Below are 14,688 nucleotides of genomic sequence, written 5' to 3' on the forward strand. Positions count from 1 at the left end.
TGTGTTCGGTGTGGCGCGGCCGCGCGGGGGCGCGGGGGGCCCCGGGGGGTGGGGGGGGGCGGGCGGCTTCCGGGTTGGGGGGCGCCCCCCCGGGGGGGCCCCCCCCCCGAACCGTCGCTGCGACTACTCCTGCTTCTTGCGCCGGCTGCCGAAGACGATCTCGTCCCAGCTGGGCACGGTGGCGCGTCGGCCGGGGCGGACGCCGTCGGCCTCGGCCTGCCGGTCGGTGGTGCCGACCAGCCGCTCCCGGTGCGGGGCGACGGCCCGCGGCATCAGGATGTCGGCGTAGGCCGAGCCGGCGCCGACGCTCGCGGCGGGCGCGGCCGGCTCCTCGGCCTCCTCCGGCTCCTCGGCGGTGACCGGCTCCGGCGCGGGGCCGATCGCGAGGTCGCCGCGGTAGGCGGGCACCACGTCGAGCAGGCTGGTCAGCGAGTCGCGGTTCTCCGCGGTCGCCTCCCGGGCCTCGCGGACCTCCCGGCCGGACATGATCCGGTCGGCGGAGGGCCGTTCGATCATCGCTCGGGCCGGCCGGTCCTGGGGGAGCCGGGCGATCCGCGGGATGAACGGGAAGACCGAGTCCTCGTCGCGGTCGACGCTCTCGCCGATCAGGGCGCGCGCCTCGTCGTCGTTCGGCTGGACCAGCCGCCGCGGCGGGTCGTACGTCCAGCTGGCGCGCCGGTGCTCGCCGTCCGCGCGGTAGTTGAGGATGACCTCCCAGGTGCCGTCGTCCCGGCGCCAGGAGTCCCACCGCTCGGTGTCCTTCTCGGCGGCGCGCAGGGTGAGCCGCTCGGCGACGGCTTCGCCGAGCTGCGGCCCGGTGGACTCGCCGTGCCGGCGGATCGCGGTCTTGCGGGCGCGCTCGGCCATGAAGGCACGCTCGGCCAGCACCGGGCCCTCGAAGCGGCGGACCCGTTCGACGGAGATCCCCGCCGCCTGTGCGACCTCCTCCGCGGAGGCACCGGCTCGTATCCGGGCCTGGATGTCGCGGGGCCGCAGGTGGCTCTCGACCTCGATCTCGATCTGGCCGAGGCGCGGCCGGTCGCCGCGGACGGCGGCACGCAGCCGCTCGTCGATGGGGAGGGTGTACTCCGTGCTGTCGGCAGCCTTGAGCACCAGCCGTGTGCCGTCGTTGCTGACGGCCACGACGCGCAGTTCGGGCACGGTTACCTCCCGGGTGGTGCCTGCCGACGTCACCTGCGTCGCTGCTCCCGTACTGAGTGTGGCCTGCCCGCCTGCGACTGGCCACAACCTTGCAGAGTTACCCGGCGTGTCGGGCTTAGACCCGGGCACGCCGTTGTGGCACGGTTGCCTGTTCGCCACGTCGCCGGTCGACGTCGCCCCCGGGCCCCTAGGCCACTGTCAGACGGGCAGTCAACAGGAACGCCGAAGGCTCAGGCCCCACGAACAGTACTCCATTCGTGGCACCAAGCGGGGCGGCTCGCCGCTCAAGTCTCCCCCGATTCACCGGAATCTCAAGAGCGGCCACACCGTTGAGCGCTTCGAGATCGCCGAACGGTGATCATCTTCACATATATCGACCGGGTGGGAGCAGAATTTCGCCCGTTGTGTCCCGCGCCGTGCAGGATCGACAGAATTGTTCGAGTCTCCGCCGTTTGACCGAGGAAACTGCTGCCGACTCCCCATCAGTCCCCGAGCACCCGGCGGAGGTAGTCGTTGGCGAACATCCGGTCCGGGTCCACCTTGTCGCGCAGCGCCGTGAAATCGCCGAAGTGCGGGTACACACCGGCCAGGTACCCGGCGTCGCGGGTGTGCAGCTTGCCCCAGTGCGGGCGGCCCTGGTGGGCCGTCATGAGCCGCTCCACCTCGGTGAAGTAGCCGCTGTCCGCGGTGCCCCGGTAGAGGTGGACGGCGATGTAGACGCTGTCGCGGCCGCTCGCGGTGGACAGCCACAGGTCGTCGGCCGGCGCCACCCGGACCTCCACCGGGAAGCTGATCCTCCAGTCGGAGCGCTCCACCAGCGCCTTGAGCTCGCGCAGCACGGTGGTGGCGGCCTCCCGCGGCACCGCGTACTCCATCTCGATGAAGCGCACCCGGCGCGGGCTGGTGAACACCTTGTACGCGCTGTCGGTGTAGACGCGCTCCGTCCAGGCCCGGCCGGCGAGCTGGGCGATGGTCGGGATCGAGGCGGGGAATCGCCGGCCGGCCCTGCAGACGCCCTCCCAGACGGTGTTGGACAGGAAGTCGTCGTCCAGCCAGGCCTTGAACCGGGGCAGCGGCGCCGCCGGGCCCTGGCTGCGGTTGTTCCGCTTGGTGGTGCACAGGTCGGTGTGCGGGAACCAGTAGAACTCGAAGTGCTCGTTGACCGCGGCCAGGTCGTCGAAGCCGGCCAGCACCTCGTCGAAGCGCATCGGCTTCTCGTGCGCGGTCAGCAGGAAGGCAGGTTCGACCGCGAAGGTCAGGGCGCTGACCACGCCGAGCGCGCCGAGGCCGAGCCGGGCGCCCTGGAACAGCTCCGGGTTCTCGCTCGGGGAGCAGGTCCGGACGCTGCCGTCGGCGAGGACGATCTCCACCGCGCGGATCTGCGCGGCGAGCGAGCCGGAGTCCCGGCCGGTGCCGTGGGTGCCGGTGCTGGTGGCGCCGGCCACGGTCTGCACCTCGATGTCGCCCATGTTGGCCAGCGAGAGCCCGGCGGCGGCGAGCAGCCGGTTGAGGCGGGCGAGCGGCAGCCCGGCCTCGACGGTCACCGTGCCGGCCTCGCGGTCCAGCGAGCGGACGGCGGTCAATGCGTCCGGGCGGACCAGCACGGCGTCGCCGGCCGAGGCGATCGCGGTGAAGGAGTGGCCGGATCCGATCGCCTTGACCCGCTGCCCCTGCTCGGCGGCCCCGCGCACCGTGTCGGCGATCTCCTCGGCGGAGCCGGGGGTGACCACCCGGGCGGGCCGGGCGGTCTGGTTGCCGGCCCAGTTGCTCCAGGTGCCGGTGGTGGTGCCGTGGGGCATGCCGAGTGCCTCCTGCTCACGAACTACCAGTGGGTAGGGTGAGCGTAGTCACTCGGCTGCCCCCCGGTCCATGCCCCGAAGGTCCCCGGTGGGCCCCCGGTTCGGCCGCGATTCGGCCGCGGTTCAGCGGGCCGCGGGGGTGCCCACCGGCTCCTGCTCGGGGCTGGCCAGCCCGCCGCGCAGCCGGGGCAGTCCGACCAGGGCGGCGGCCGCGGCGAACAGCGCGGCCGCGACCGGCACCCAGTAGGCGGTGGCGGCGCCCGCGGCGTCCACCACCCAGCCGGCCACCGAGGAGCCGAGCGCGACACCCAGGGCGAGCCCGGTGGTCGTCCAGGTCATCCCCTCGGTGAGCTTCGCGGCCGGGACGAGCCGTTCCACCAGCGCCATCGCGGTGATCATCGTCGGGGAGATGGACAGCCCGGCGACGAACAGGGCGGCGCCCACGGCGGCCAGGCCGGCCGTGCCGTCAAGCAGCGAGGCGGCCAGCACCAGCGGCAGCATGCCGACCGCCATGGCGCCGACTCCGCCGAGGAAGCGCCCGGCCATGGACCCGCGCGGCTTGAACGCGCCGAAGACCACCCCGGCCAGGCAGGAGCCGAGCGCGTAGACGGCGAGCACCAGGCTGGCGGCCGCGGTGTGGCCCTGCTCCTTGGCGAAGGCCACCGTGACGACCTCGACCGCGCCGAAGATCGCACCGGTGGCGACGAAGGTCAGCACCAGCACCTGCAGCCCCGCCGAGCGGATCGCCGAGCCGCCCTCGTGGTGGGCGGCCGGGTGGACGGGCGGCTCGGTGGAGCGCTGCGCGGTGAACAGCACCACGCCGACCGCCAGGAAGACCCCGGCCAGCGCCACACCGGCCTCGGGGAAGAGCGAGGTCGCCAGCCCGATCGAGAGGATCGGCCCGACGATGAAGCAGACCTCGTCCATCACCGCCTCGAACGAGTACGCGGTGTGCAACCGATCCGGCCGGTCGCTGTACAGGTGCGCCCAGCGGGCGCGGACCATCGACCCGGTGCTCGGCATGACGCCCATGCCGGCCGCGAAGAGGAACAGCGTCCAGTCCGGGGCACCGAGCCGGGCGCAGGCGAGCAGGGCGGTCGCGGCGGCCATCGTCACCGCGGTGGCGGGCAGCGCGACCCGCCGCTGCCCGTACCGGTCGACCAGACGTGAGACCTGCGGGCCGAGCACCGCCGCGGACACCGCGAGGACGGCCGAGACCGCGCCCGCGATCCCGAACGAGCCGCGGAGCTGGGCGAGCATCGTCACGATGCCGATGCCGGTCATAGAGATCGGCAGCCGCGACACGAAGCCGCTCGAGGAGAAGGCCAGACTGCCGGGCGCGGCGAATATCTGGCGGTAGCTGGACAGCACTGGTGCTCCGCGGGGGTGGGTAAGGAACGTCGTTCGTATGGACAGCTTACGAAGAGCCCGCGCCCACCCGCGAAGACATTTCCGGCGGACGGGTGGCCCGCCACCGTCGGAACACCCCCGGGTGGCAGGATCGGAGCCATGTCCGACTCGCGCACCTCCACCGATCACGCCCCCTACGACGCGCTGCTGCTGCTCTCCTTCGGCGGCCCGGAGGGGCCCGAGGACGTCGTGCCGTTCCTGGAGAACGTCACCCGCGGCCGGGGCATCCCCAAGGAGCGCCTCACCGAGGTGGGCAAGCACTACTTCCTGTTCGGCGGCGTCAGCCCGATCAACGAGCAGAACCGCGAGCTGCTCGCCGCGCTGCGCAAGGACTTCGCCGACCACGGCCTCGACCTGCCGGTCTACTGGGGCAACCGGAACTGGGCGCCCTACCTGGTCGACGCCCTCAAGGAGATCGCCGCCGACGGCCACCGCCGGGTGCTCACCCTCGCGACCAGCGCCTACGCCGGCTACTCCGGCTGCCGCCAGTACCGCGAGAACCTCGCCGACGCGCTCGCCGAACTCGCCCGCGAGGGCCTGCCCGCGCTGCGCGTCGACAAGCTGCGGCACTTCTACAACCACCCCGGCTTCGTCGGCCCGATGATCGACGCGACCCTCGCCGCCCTCGACGGGCTGCCCGCGGAGGTCCGCCCCGGCGCCCACCTCGTCTTCACCACGCACTCGATCCCGAACGCGATGGCCGACAGCTCCGGCGCCCCCGACGACCCGGCCCGCGACACCCCGGGCGGCGCCTACGTCGCCCAGCACCTGGACGTCGCCCGGCAGGTCGCCGAGGCGGTCGCCGCCGCGACCGGCGCCGACCGCCCCTGGGAGCTCGTCTACCAGAGCCGCAGCGGCGCCCCGCACATCCCGTGGCTGGAGCCGGACGTCTGCGACCGCCTGGAGGAGCTGAACGCCGCCGGCGCCCCCGCCGTGGTCATGGTGCCGATCGGCTTCGTCTCCGACCACATGGAGGTCAAGTACGACCTCGACACCGAGGCCGTCGCCAAGGCCGCCGAACTCGGCCTGCCGGTCGCCCGGGCGGCCACCGTCGGCGCCGACCCGCGGTTCGCCGCCGCCGTGCGCGACCTCGTCCTGGAGCGGGCCGCCGTCGAACGCGGCGCCGCCGTCGAGCGCCGCGCCCTCGGCGCGCTCGGCCCCAGCCACGACGTGTGCGCCGCCGCCTGCTGCCCCAACCCGCGCGCCCCACGGCCCGCCGCCGCCCAGCGGTGACCCGCCCCCCAGGACCCGACCGCACCCCGCGCTCCGACCGCACCCCAGGAGGAACCCGCGTGCCCGGCACCGCGCCCACCGATCCGCTGCTGGCCGAACTGCTCGCCGTCGCCGAGGAGGCCGCCCGCACAGCCGGCGAGCTGCTGCACCGCGGCCGCCCGGCCGACCTCGGCGTCGCCGCCACCAAGAGCAGCCCCGTCGACGTGGTCACCGAGATGGACCTCGCCTCCGAGAAGCTGGTCCAGGAGCTGATCGCCACCCGCCGCCCCGAGGACGGCTACCTCGGCGAGGAGGGCACCGACCGGCCCGGCAGCAGCGGCGTCCGCTGGGTCGTCGACCCGCTCGACGGCACCGTCAACTACCTGTACGGACTGCCCTCCTGGGGTGTCAGCGTGGCCGCCGAGGTGGACGGCGAGGCCGTCGTCGGGGTGGTCGCGGTGCCCGCCCGCGGCGAGCTCTTCCGGGCCGTCCGCGGCGGCGGCGCCGACCTCGACGGCCGCCCCCTCGCCGTCCGCCCCGCGCCGCCGTGGGGCCAGGCACTGGTCGGCACCGGCTTCAACTACGTGCAGGCCGAACGGGCCCATCAGGCCGAGGTGCTGCTCGCGCTGATGCCCGAGGTCCGCGACATCCGCCGGGCCGGCGCCGCCGCCGTCGACCTGTGCGACCTCGCCGCCGGCCGCCTCGACGCCTTCTACGAGCGCGGCCTCAAGCCCTGGGACATGGCGGCCGGCCTGCTGATCGCCCGCGAGGCCGGCGCCCTCGCCGGCGGCCGCCCGGGCCGGCCCGCCGACGGCGACCTCGCGGTGGCCGCCGCCCCCGGCGTCTTCGAGCCGCTCCAGGCCCGCCTGGACGCCCTCGGCGCCTGGCACGGCTGACCGGGGCCCCGGACACGGCGAAGGGCCCGTCACCACCCCGCGAGGGACGGTGACGGGCCCTTCGGGCCTGACGGCCGGGTGCGCCCGGGCAGTGAATGGGCCCTGGCACGCGGGAGGTGCCAGGGCTCGCTGATTCGAACTGCGATGTGGTGCTGCTGTGGTGCTGCTGTCCTGCGTGCCCCGCGGGGGCGGGGCGGATGTCGGTCCTGCGGCCGGATCAGGCAGCCGAGCGGTGCATCTCGTGCACCGGGTCGATGCCGTGGTCGGCGGCCAGCCGACGCAGGTCCTCCAGCTCGGACTGCTCGACCTCGGCCAGGAACTCGTCCCCGGACTCGAGAGCGCGGTGGAGATCCTGCTCGGCGTTCTGTATGCGCTGCAGGATTCCGGCGGTGAAGGCGTCCATACGGCCCCCTTGCTGTGTCGGACGGGCACGGGCCCGCATGCTCCCCGAATCGGTGGACGGTGCCACGGGACGCCGCACGGTCGGACACTGCCGGCCCCGGTGAGCGCGGAGACGGCTCGACGGCCGCTCCCGATGACGTGATCCCCCGGTCCGGTGCGGATGAGCACACGGCGGGTGGGTGCGATCCGCGCACGGCGCGATCGCGGTGTGAGCTTGTCCTCCCCAACCGCGCGCCGGGGAAACCTCCCCGCCGTCGGAAAGTTGCCCGTGTCACAGTCCAACCGGAGGGAACACCTTCGGTCCGCGCCGCCGCCGCCGCCCCACCGCGGACGTCCCCGCAGGTCAACGTACCGGAACGGGCCCGCACCGGCCCGGATCCGGCCGCTTACAGCTGCTTTACCCGCGGACCAGGCAGGATGGAGGCACCGTCGGGGCCGTGCCGCAGGGTACGGCTCCGCGCCCGGCGCACCACGGCCCGCACGGGCGGACAGCACGGTGGGGCCGCCCAAGGGAAGGGACTACCACCGTGCGGGTACTCGTCGTCGAGGACGAGCAGCTGCTCGCCGAGGCCGTGGCCACCGGGCTGCGCCGCGAGGCCATGGCCGTCGACGTCGTCTACGACGGAGAGGCCGCGCTGCAGCGCATCGCCGTCAACGACTACGACGTCGTCGTCCTCGACCGCGACCTCCCGCTGGTCCACGGCGACGACGTGTGCCGCCGGGTCGTCGAGCAGGGTCTTGCCACCCGCGTCATCATGCTCACCGCCTCCGGCGACATCAGCGACCGCGTCGAGGGCCTGGAGATCGGCGCCGACGACTACCTTCCCAAGCCGTTCGCCTTCAGCGAACTCGTCGCCCGGGTACGGGCACTGGGCCGCCGTGCCACCGTCCCGCTGCCGCCCGTCCTGGCGCGCGCCGGGATCAGCCTCGACCCCGGCCGCCGCGAGGTGCTCCGCGAGGGCAAGCCCGTCCAGCTGGCACCCAAGGAGTTCGCCGTCCTGGAGGTCCTGATGCGCGCCGGCGGCGCCGTCGTCTCCGCCGAGCAGCTCCTGGAGAAGGCCTGGGACGAGCACACCGACCCCTTCACCAACGTCGTCCGGGTCACCGTGATGACGCTCCGCCGCAAGCTCGGCGACCCGCCGGTCATCGTCACCGTGCCCGGCTCCGGCTACCGCATCTGACCCGGCACCGGCGGAGCCGGCCGGCACCGGCCGCCCGCCCCGTCCCGTCCCCGCCCGGCCCCGCCGGACGGGGCACCGCCCCACCGCAGTACCGAGAGGACAGGCCATGACCACCCCGCCCCCCGCCGGCGGGGCCCCCGGCGCGCCCGCCGGCGGCCCGGGCCCGGTCCCGTCGCGCCCGGCCCGCACCCCGCTGGGCCACACCGCGGCGCAGGAGACCGCCACCGCCACGCACTACCACCCGGGCGACGGCCTGTTCGCCTGGCTGTCACTGCGCCCCACCGTGCGGATCAGGCTGACCCTGCTCTACGGCGGGATGTTCCTGATGGCCGGCGTCGTCCTGCTGCTGCTGATGTACTACTTCGTCCGCGAGGCCATGCAGAACGCCACCCTGCCCTCGCTGCGACTGGGCCCGGGCGTCTCCCTCACCACCCCCGACGGCGACGTCATCCGCAGCCAGACCGAACTCACCGCCTGGCTCAACCACTACCAGGACCTCCAGGCCGAGCACTCCCTCAACACCCTGCTGCGCAAGGCCCTCACCGCTCTGATCTGCCTCGCCGTGATCGCCTTCGCGGCCGGCTACGCGATGGCCGGCCGGGTGCTGCGCCCGCTCGGCCGGATCACCCGCACCGCCCGCGAGGTCGCCAGCTCCGACATGCACCGCCGCATCCAGCTCGACGGCCCCGACGACGAGCTCAAGGAGCTCGCCGACACCTTCGACGACATGCTGGACCGGCTCGACCGCTCCTTCGACTCCCAGCGCCGGTTCGTCGCCAACGCCTCGCACGAGCTGCGCACCCCGCTGGCGATCAACCGGACCCTGCTGGAGGTCCAGCTCGCCGACCCGGACGCGTCCCCCGAGGTCCAGCAGCTCGGCAAGACCCTGCTCGCCACCAACGAGCGCAGCGAGCAGCTCGTCGAGGGCCTGCTGCTGCTCGCCCGCAGCGACAACGAGATCACCGACCGGCGCCCGGTCGAACTCTCCGAGGTCGCCCTGCGCGCCCTGGAGCAGCTCCGCCCCGAGGCCTCCACCCGCGAGGTCGTTCTGCGATCCGAGCTCAACCCGGTGACGGTCTCCGGCAACGGCGTGCTGCTGGAGCGGATCGCGCTCAACCTGCTGCAGAACGCCGTCCGCTACAACTCGCCGGACGGCTGGGTGGAGATGTCCACCACGCCCGCCCCGGGCAGCGTCGGCGAGCTGGTCGTCTCCAACACCGGCCCGGTCGTGCCCGGCTACGAGATGGAGCACATCTTCGAGCCGTTCCGCCGGGTCAAGGGCGCCGACCGCACCCGCAGCGACAAGGGTGTCGGCCTCGGCCTGTCCATCGTCCGCTCGGTGGTCCGGGCGCACGGAGGCACCATCGAGGCCACTCCGCGGCCCGGTGGCGGCCTGACCGTCCGGGTGCGCATCCCCGGGCCCTGAGACCCCCTTCCCGGCTCTCCCCGGCCCCTCCCCGGGTCCGGCGGAGGCCCGCATGGCCCGGCGCCGAACTCGCCCGGCCGCTGCGCCCGGCGACTGCGCGCCGCTCCGTGCCCGACCGATCACCGACCGGTCACCGCCCGACCCCCGCCGCCCCCCGCCGCCCCCTCCAGCCGTGTCAGAACGACATAAGTGCTGGCAGGGGGCGGCTTGTCTTTTGCCGCCGAAACAACTTACGGTGTCGTAACCTACGCAGCCGTAGGTGGGTCGACCCGGACGGCCTCCGCGTCCGCCTCCGCGCTCGTGCCGCCAGCCCCGTCCCCCCGTTCCGTCACCGTCCGCGCCGCCGCCGTCGGCCCATCCCGCCCGACGCGCCGGACGCCGCACACAGGAGCACCAGCCGTGACCATCGCACCCGTCCAGCGCACCGCACCGCTCGCGTCGACCGCCTGGACCGACGCCAAGCTGATCCTGGCCCTCGAAGAGGTCGTCGAGAACGAGCTGAACCGGCACCTGAAGATCGCCAAGGAGTGGATGCCGCACGAGTACGTGCCGTGGGGCCAGGGGCGGGACTTCGACGGCGTGCTCGGCGGCGAGGCGTGGGCGCCCGAGCAGTCCCAGGTCACCCCGCTGGCGAGGGTCTCGCTGGTGGTCAACCTGCTGACCGAGGACAACCTCCCCAGCTACCACCACGAGATCGCGACCATGTTCGGCCGTGAGGGCGCCTGGGGCACCTGGGTGCACCGCTGGACGGCCGAGGAGGGCCGGCACGGCATAGCCATCCGCGACTACCTGCTCGCCACCCGCGCGGTCGACCCGGTGGCCCTGGAGCGGGCCCGGATGGCGCACATGTCGGAGGGCTTCGAGTCCGACAACTCGCACAGCATGCTGCACTCGGTGGCCTACGTGGCCTTCCAGGAGCTCGCCACCCGGATCGCCCACCGCAACACCGGCCACCACTCCGGCGACCCGCTGTGCGACCAGCTGCTGGCGAAGATCGCCAACGACGAGAACCTGCACATGGTCTTCTACCGGAACCTGCTGAAGGCCGCCCTGGAGATCGCCCCGGACGAGGCGATGAACGCCATCGCCGAGGTGGTCACCAACTTCCGGATGCCCGGCCACGGCATGCCCGGCTTCGAGCGTTCCGCCGCCCAGATCGCCATCGGCGGCGTCTACAACCTGCGCATCCACCTCGACGACGTGCTGCAGCCCGTGCTGCGCCACCTGAAGGTCCTGGAGATCACCGGCCTGGGCGCCGACGGCCGGCAGGCCCAGGAGCACCTGGGGGCGTTCCTGGACGGCCTGGACGCGCAGGCGACCAAGTTCGACGAGCGGCAGGCCGCGCTGCTCGCCCGACGTGCCGCGAACGCCGCCAGGGCCTGACCGGACCGCTGCCGCGGGGGTGTCGACGGGCCGACGCCTCACACCTGGAATGTCCGGGATTCTCCGGAAAGGTGTGAGATGTGACCAAGTTCACATCGGGCCATTCGCCGCACTCCCGCGGTGTCGCGCGGAGATCGCGCCGCTACTCTGCGCCGTGGCGGACGGTGACCGCCGCCGCCCCGGCCGGAAATGTCGATGTGTCGCCAAATGTGCCGTGGCCAGGGTCAATTGGTGAAGGAACGGCCTGGTGGCGGCTACTCAAGGTAGTCGCCGCGGGGCGGTTTCGACCCCGCGGAGCCGACCACCCGCTGCAGCGTTCGAACCCCGTTCGGTCACCCCAACGGGTCCGAAACTGGGTGTCGATTGAGTAACGGGGCTTGAAGTAAGGCAAAATCTCCGCCTCGGGTCGGGCACAACACCGGCCCCCCACGCGTTACGTGCGCTGGAGATACCGCACACACCCAAAGGGGGAGAGCGAAAACATGGCTACGGACTACGACACCCCACGCAAGACCGATGACGACCTCAACGAGGACAGCATCGAGGAACTGAAGGCGCGCCGGAACGAGAAGACGACCGGTTCGGTCGACATCGACGAGTTCGACGCGGCCGAGGGTCTGGAGCTCCCCGGCGCCGACCTCTCGAACGAGGAGCTGTCGGTCCGGGTGCTGCCGCGCCAGGCCGACGAGTTCACCTGCATGAGCTGCTTCCTGGTGCACCACCGCAGCCAGCTCTACAGCGAGAAGAACGGTCAGCCCATCTGCCGGGACTGCGGCGCCTGAGCACGGCGCGGAATGGCCCGGGCCCGACGCCTCACCGTCGGCCCGGCACGCCACCCCGCCGGCCCTGGGCAGCAAGGCCGGAGGCAGCAGACGCGGGCCCCGTTCGGGGGCCGCACCCGCAGGTCGGGCGCCTGCGACCACAGGAGCACTGGGACGGTCCGCCCATGGCGGAGCCGTCCCTCCTCCGTTCAGGGCCCGCTCTCCGTTCAGGGCCCGCTGCGGCACGTCCGCCGGGCCCTCCGGCGGCCGCCCGCGGCCGGCCCGCGGGCGCGCGGGCCGGAGGCTCAGCGCTGGGCGGCCCTGCGCGCGCCCTGCAGGGCGTCCGCCAGCTTCTGCGGCGAGCGGGTCGACAGGTACAGGTAGGGCGTCGGGTCGACCGGGTCGGTGACCTCGACCTTCAGCGCCGTCGGCACATAGCTGCGCAGCAGCATGAAGGCCCGCGGGTCGGCCTTCACCGAGCGCCAGGCGACCGCCTCGGCCGGGTTGAGCACCTCGGCCGCGCCCAGCGCGTCCACCGGGATCCGGGCCTGGCCGGCGACCAGGGAGCCCTGGACCACGCGGATCCGCGCCGAGCCGTAGGAGCTGAGCGCGGCCGCCGCGGCGGCGATGCCGACCACCACGCCGATCAGCGCCCCGAGGGCGCTGAAGCGCAGCAGGATGAGGCCGAGCGAGATGCCGGTCACGAGCGGGAGCAGCCACCAGGACCGCGGGACGGTGAGGCGTTCGTCGTACATGCCCCCTATTGTGGGCGCCCGCCCGGCGGTGCCCGGTCAACGCCCCTCCCGCCCCCCGTTGCTACTGGCGGGTAGCATCGCGGCTGTGACCGGTTCCATCGCCCCCGCCGCCGCGCAGCAGAGCGCCGACACGCCGCTGCCCCGCCCCGCCGCCCTCACACCGACCACGCCGCCGGCCGACGCCGTGCTGCCGCCCCGCGCACCGGGCGCGCCGGCCCCGGGGACGCCGATCGGACCCCACTACGACCTCTGCTTCGGCTGCGGCCCGCGGCAGCCCGACGGCCTGCAGCTGACCGCGGTGGCCGGCGAGGGCCTCACCGTCGACGCGACCTTCACCGTCCGCGCGGTCCACCAGGGCGGCCCGGGCCTCGCCCACGGCGGCCTGCTCACCACGGCCATGGACGAGACCCTCGGCACCCTCAACTGGCTGCTGCACGCCCCCGCGGTGACCGGCCGGCTGGAGACCGACTTCGTCCGCCCGGTGCCGGTGGACAGCGTGCTGCACATCCACGCCCGGGTGACCGGCGTGCACGGACGGAAGGTCTACAGCGCGGCCGAGGGACGCATCGGCGGCCCCGACGGACCGGTCGCGATCCGGGCACAGGCGCTCTTCATCCAGGTGAAGCTGGAACACTTCACCACGCACGGTCGTCCCGAGGACATCAAGAAGGCCTTGGACGACCCGGACCTGTTCAAGCGCGCCAGAGCCTTCGAGGTGAACCCGTGACCAGCACCGCCCGTCCGCCGGTGGACGTCCTCATCCAGCGGATCGACCCCGATCTGCCGGTCCCCGGCTACGAGCACCCCGGCGACGCCGGCGCCGACCTCCGCACCACCGTCGACGCCGAACTCGCCCCCGGCGAGCGGGTCGTCCTTCCCACCGGCGTCGCCATTGCGCTGCCGGACGGTTACGCGGCGTTCGTGCACCCGCGTTCGGGCCTCGCAGCTCGTTGCGGAGTTGCCCTTGTGAACGCCCCGGGGACGGTCGATGCCGGGTACCGTGGTGAGATCAAGGTGATCGTCGTCAACCTGGACCCGCGCGAGACCGTCAGCTTCCGTCGAGGAGACCGCATCGCCCAGCTGGTCATCCAGCAGGTGGAGCGGGCGAGTTTCCACGAGGTGGCCGAGCTGCCCGGGTCGGCGCGAGCCGAAGGCGGGTTCGGGTCGACCGGCGGCCACGCCGCGGTCTAGCATGCCCGCGGTCTCGCAGTAGCCGAGCAGGTATTCGCTTCGGTCTTGGATTCGGTCTTGGACCGGGAAGGACAGTGACCGTGTTCCGTCGTCGCCACAAGAGCGAGGACGCTGTCGAGCAGCTCGCCGAGGACGCCACCAGCGCCGACGAGACGGCCGATGACGTCGAAGGTTCCGCCGAGAGCGAGAACGACACCGAGCTGGACCCGGCCGACCGGGTCGGCCTTCCGCCGGCGCCGCGCCCGGACGGCCCGTGGGACATCTCCGAGCTCGAGAAGCCCGAGGAAGGACGAGTGGACCTCGGGGGTCTGCTGGTCCCCGGGGTCGAGGGCATGGAGCTGCGCGTGGAGGTCGCCGGTGACGCGATCGTCGCCGCCACCCTCGTCCTCGGCAACAGTGCGATCCAGCTGCAGGCCTTCGCCGCCCCCAAGTCGGAGGGCATCTGGGGCGAGGTCCGCGACGAGATCGCCAACGGCATCACCCAGCAGGGCGGTCTGATCGAGGAGGAGGAGGGCACGCTCGGTTGGCACCTGCGCGCCCAGGTCCCCGTTCAGCTGCCCGACGGCACCCAGGGTGCCCAGCTGGTGCGGTTCGTCGGCTGCGACGGTCCGCGCTGGTTCCTGCGCGGTGTGATCTCCGGCCAGGCCGCCGTCCAGCCCGAGATGGCGGGCATCCTGGAGGAGGTCTTCCGGCAGACCGTCGTCGTGCGGGGCGAGGCGCCGATGGCGCCGCGCGACCCGATCGTGCTGAAGCTCCCCGAGGACGCGCAGATGGTCGCCGACGGCGCGCCGGCCGAGGGCGGCGACCAGCGCTACAGCGCCTCGCTCGACCCCTTCGCCCGCGGTCCGGAGATCACCGAGGTCCGCTGATCCGAGCACCTCGCCTCCGCCCGGCCGCCGCCGGGTGGAGGCGATTTGCTTGTGGAGCCCCGGGACCCGTACAGTTCCGGAGTCGCGCCGAGAGGGGCGACGAAAGCGAGTCGAAGGAAAACGCCCGGTGAAACGGGCCGGAAATCCTCTGATAAGCTGGAAACACGAAAGAGCGAAACGCCCGGAGGGTCCGCTGGAAGGCGGTCCGAAGGAAGTGTCCGTTCCTTGAGAACTCAACAGCG

The 14,688-nt window shown here is 73.3% G+C and carries 13 protein-coding genes and 1 pseudogene; 9 read left to right on the forward strand and 5 right to left on the reverse strand.

The window, feature by feature from the left end; genetic code table 11:
• Positions 1–123 precede the first annotated feature (123 nt).
• The 3 genes from sepH to AB0P35_RS38955 all read right to left on the reverse strand — a co-directional run bounded on the left by sepH (position 124) and on the right by AB0P35_RS38955 (position 4,331).
• A complete protein-coding gene (gene sepH / locus AB0P35_RS38945; RefSeq protein WP_095872855.1) occupies positions 124–1,194 on the reverse strand; it encodes a septation protein SepH in 1,071 nt (356 codons plus the stop codon).
• 449 nt (positions 1,195–1,643) lie between these two features.
• The gene (locus AB0P35_RS38950; protein WP_363520679.1) at positions 1,644–2,960 is read right to left on the reverse strand and encodes a D-arabinono-1,4-lactone oxidase; all 1,317 of its coding nucleotides are present in this window, start codon (positions 2,958–2,960) and stop codon (positions 1,644–1,646) included.
• Between the two features lie 123 nt (positions 2,961–3,083).
• Positions 3,084–4,331: an MFS transporter gene (locus AB0P35_RS38955; RefSeq protein ID WP_363520681.1), complete on the reverse strand. Its 1,248-nt coding sequence runs from the start codon at positions 4,329–4,331 to the stop codon at positions 3,084–3,086.
• Between the two features lie 138 nt (positions 4,332–4,469).
• Between AB0P35_RS38955 and AB0P35_RS38960 the strand changes: the two genes are divergently transcribed.
• Positions 4,470–5,603, forward strand: a complete 1,134-nt coding sequence (locus AB0P35_RS38960) for a ferrochelatase (protein WP_363520684.1) — start codon at positions 4,470–4,472, stop codon at positions 5,601–5,603.
• Between the two features lie 59 nt (positions 5,604–5,662).
• Positions 5,663–6,478: an inositol monophosphatase family protein gene (locus tag AB0P35_RS38965; protein WP_363520687.1), complete on the forward strand. Its 816-nt coding sequence runs from the start codon at positions 5,663–5,665 to the stop codon at positions 6,476–6,478.
• A gap of 217 nt (positions 6,479–6,695) precedes the next feature.
• Here AB0P35_RS38965 and AB0P35_RS38970 read toward each other — a convergent pair whose 3' ends face one another.
• Complete coding sequence (locus AB0P35_RS38970) at positions 6,696–6,881, reverse strand: hypothetical protein (protein ID WP_363490817.1); 186 nt, start codon at positions 6,879–6,881, stop codon at positions 6,696–6,698.
• A 526-nt stretch (positions 6,882–7,407) separates the two neighbouring features.
• On the opposite strand from AB0P35_RS38970, the gene AB0P35_RS38975 reads away from it, so the two are divergent.
• From AB0P35_RS38975 to AB0P35_RS38990, 4 genes are all read left to right on the forward strand, one after another.
• On the forward strand, positions 7,408–8,061 hold the full coding sequence (locus AB0P35_RS38975) for a response regulator transcription factor (RefSeq protein WP_095872849.1): 654 nt from the start codon (positions 7,408–7,410) through the stop codon (positions 8,059–8,061).
• 106 nt (positions 8,062–8,167) lie between these two features.
• Positions 8,168–9,487 carry a HAMP domain-containing sensor histidine kinase gene (locus AB0P35_RS38980; RefSeq protein ID WP_363520689.1) on the forward strand — a complete coding sequence of 440 codons (1,320 nt, stop codon included), beginning with the start codon at positions 8,168–8,170 and terminating at the stop codon, positions 9,485–9,487.
• Positions 9,488–9,886: 399 nt separating this feature from the next.
• Complete coding sequence (locus AB0P35_RS38985; RefSeq protein WP_363520691.1) at positions 9,887–10,870, forward strand: acyl-ACP desaturase; 984 nt, start codon at positions 9,887–9,889, stop codon at positions 10,868–10,870.
• Between the two features lie 482 nt (positions 10,871–11,352).
• A complete protein-coding gene (locus AB0P35_RS38990; RefSeq protein ID WP_030277357.1) occupies positions 11,353–11,652 on the forward strand; it encodes a DUF4193 domain-containing protein in 300 nt (99 codons plus the stop codon).
• A gap of 284 nt (positions 11,653–11,936) precedes the next feature.
• Here the strand turns inward: AB0P35_RS38990 and AB0P35_RS38995 are convergent, their stop codons facing one another.
• The gene (locus tag AB0P35_RS38995) at positions 11,937–12,386 is read right to left on the reverse strand and encodes a DUF3093 domain-containing protein (RefSeq protein ID WP_095872846.1); all 450 of its coding nucleotides are present in this window, start codon (positions 12,384–12,386) and stop codon (positions 11,937–11,939) included.
• 136 nt (positions 12,387–12,522) lie between these two features.
• On the opposite strand from AB0P35_RS38995, the gene AB0P35_RS39000 reads away from it, so the two are divergent.
• The 3 genes and pseudogenes from AB0P35_RS39000 (at position 12,523) to AB0P35_RS39010 (ending at position 14,446) form a co-directional block, all read left to right on the forward strand.
• Positions 12,523–13,113 (forward strand): PaaI family thioesterase, encoded by a 591-nt coding sequence (locus AB0P35_RS39000; RefSeq protein ID WP_363520698.1) that lies wholly within the window; start codon positions 12,523–12,525, stop codon positions 13,111–13,113.
• Positions 13,110–13,655 (forward strand): annotated as a pseudogene (gene dut, locus AB0P35_RS39005) (dUTP diphosphatase). Before AB0P35_RS39000 ends, dut begins: the two are co-directional and overlap by 4 nt.
• 2 nt (positions 13,656–13,657) lie before the next feature.
• The gene (locus tag AB0P35_RS39010; RefSeq protein WP_363520695.1) at positions 13,658–14,446 is read left to right on the forward strand and encodes a DUF3710 domain-containing protein; all 789 of its coding nucleotides are present in this window, start codon (positions 13,658–13,660) and stop codon (positions 14,444–14,446) included.
• Positions 14,447–14,688: the final 242 nt, after the last annotated feature.

This window comes from Kitasatospora sp. NPDC085879, from assembly GCF_040686255.1.
Taxonomy (GTDB): domain Bacteria; phylum Actinomycetota; class Actinomycetes; order Streptomycetales; family Streptomycetaceae; genus Kitasatospora.

Bases quoted from the DNA above. Each gene is read 5' to 3' on its own strand.
- AB0P35_RS38950 (WP_363520679.1), bottom strand. From the start codon at position 2,960: ATGCCCCACGGCACCACCACCGGCACCTGGAGCAACTGGGCCGGCAAC.
- AB0P35_RS38960 (WP_363520684.1), top strand. From the start codon at position 4,470: ATGTCCGACTCGCGCACCTCCACCGATCACGCCCCCTACGACGCGCTG.
- AB0P35_RS38970 (WP_363490817.1), bottom strand. From the start codon at position 6,881: ATGGACGCCTTCACCGCCGGAATCCTGCAGCGCATACAGAACGCCGAG.
- AB0P35_RS38980 (WP_363520689.1), top strand. From the start codon at position 8,168: ATGACCACCCCGCCCCCCGCCGGCGGGGCCCCCGGCGCGCCCGCCGGC.
- AB0P35_RS38990 (WP_030277357.1), top strand. From the start codon at position 11,353: ATGGCTACGGACTACGACACCCCACGCAAGACCGATGACGACCTCAAC.
- AB0P35_RS38995 (WP_095872846.1), bottom strand. From the start codon at position 12,386: ATGTACGACGAACGCCTCACCGTCCCGCGGTCCTGGTGGCTGCTCCCG.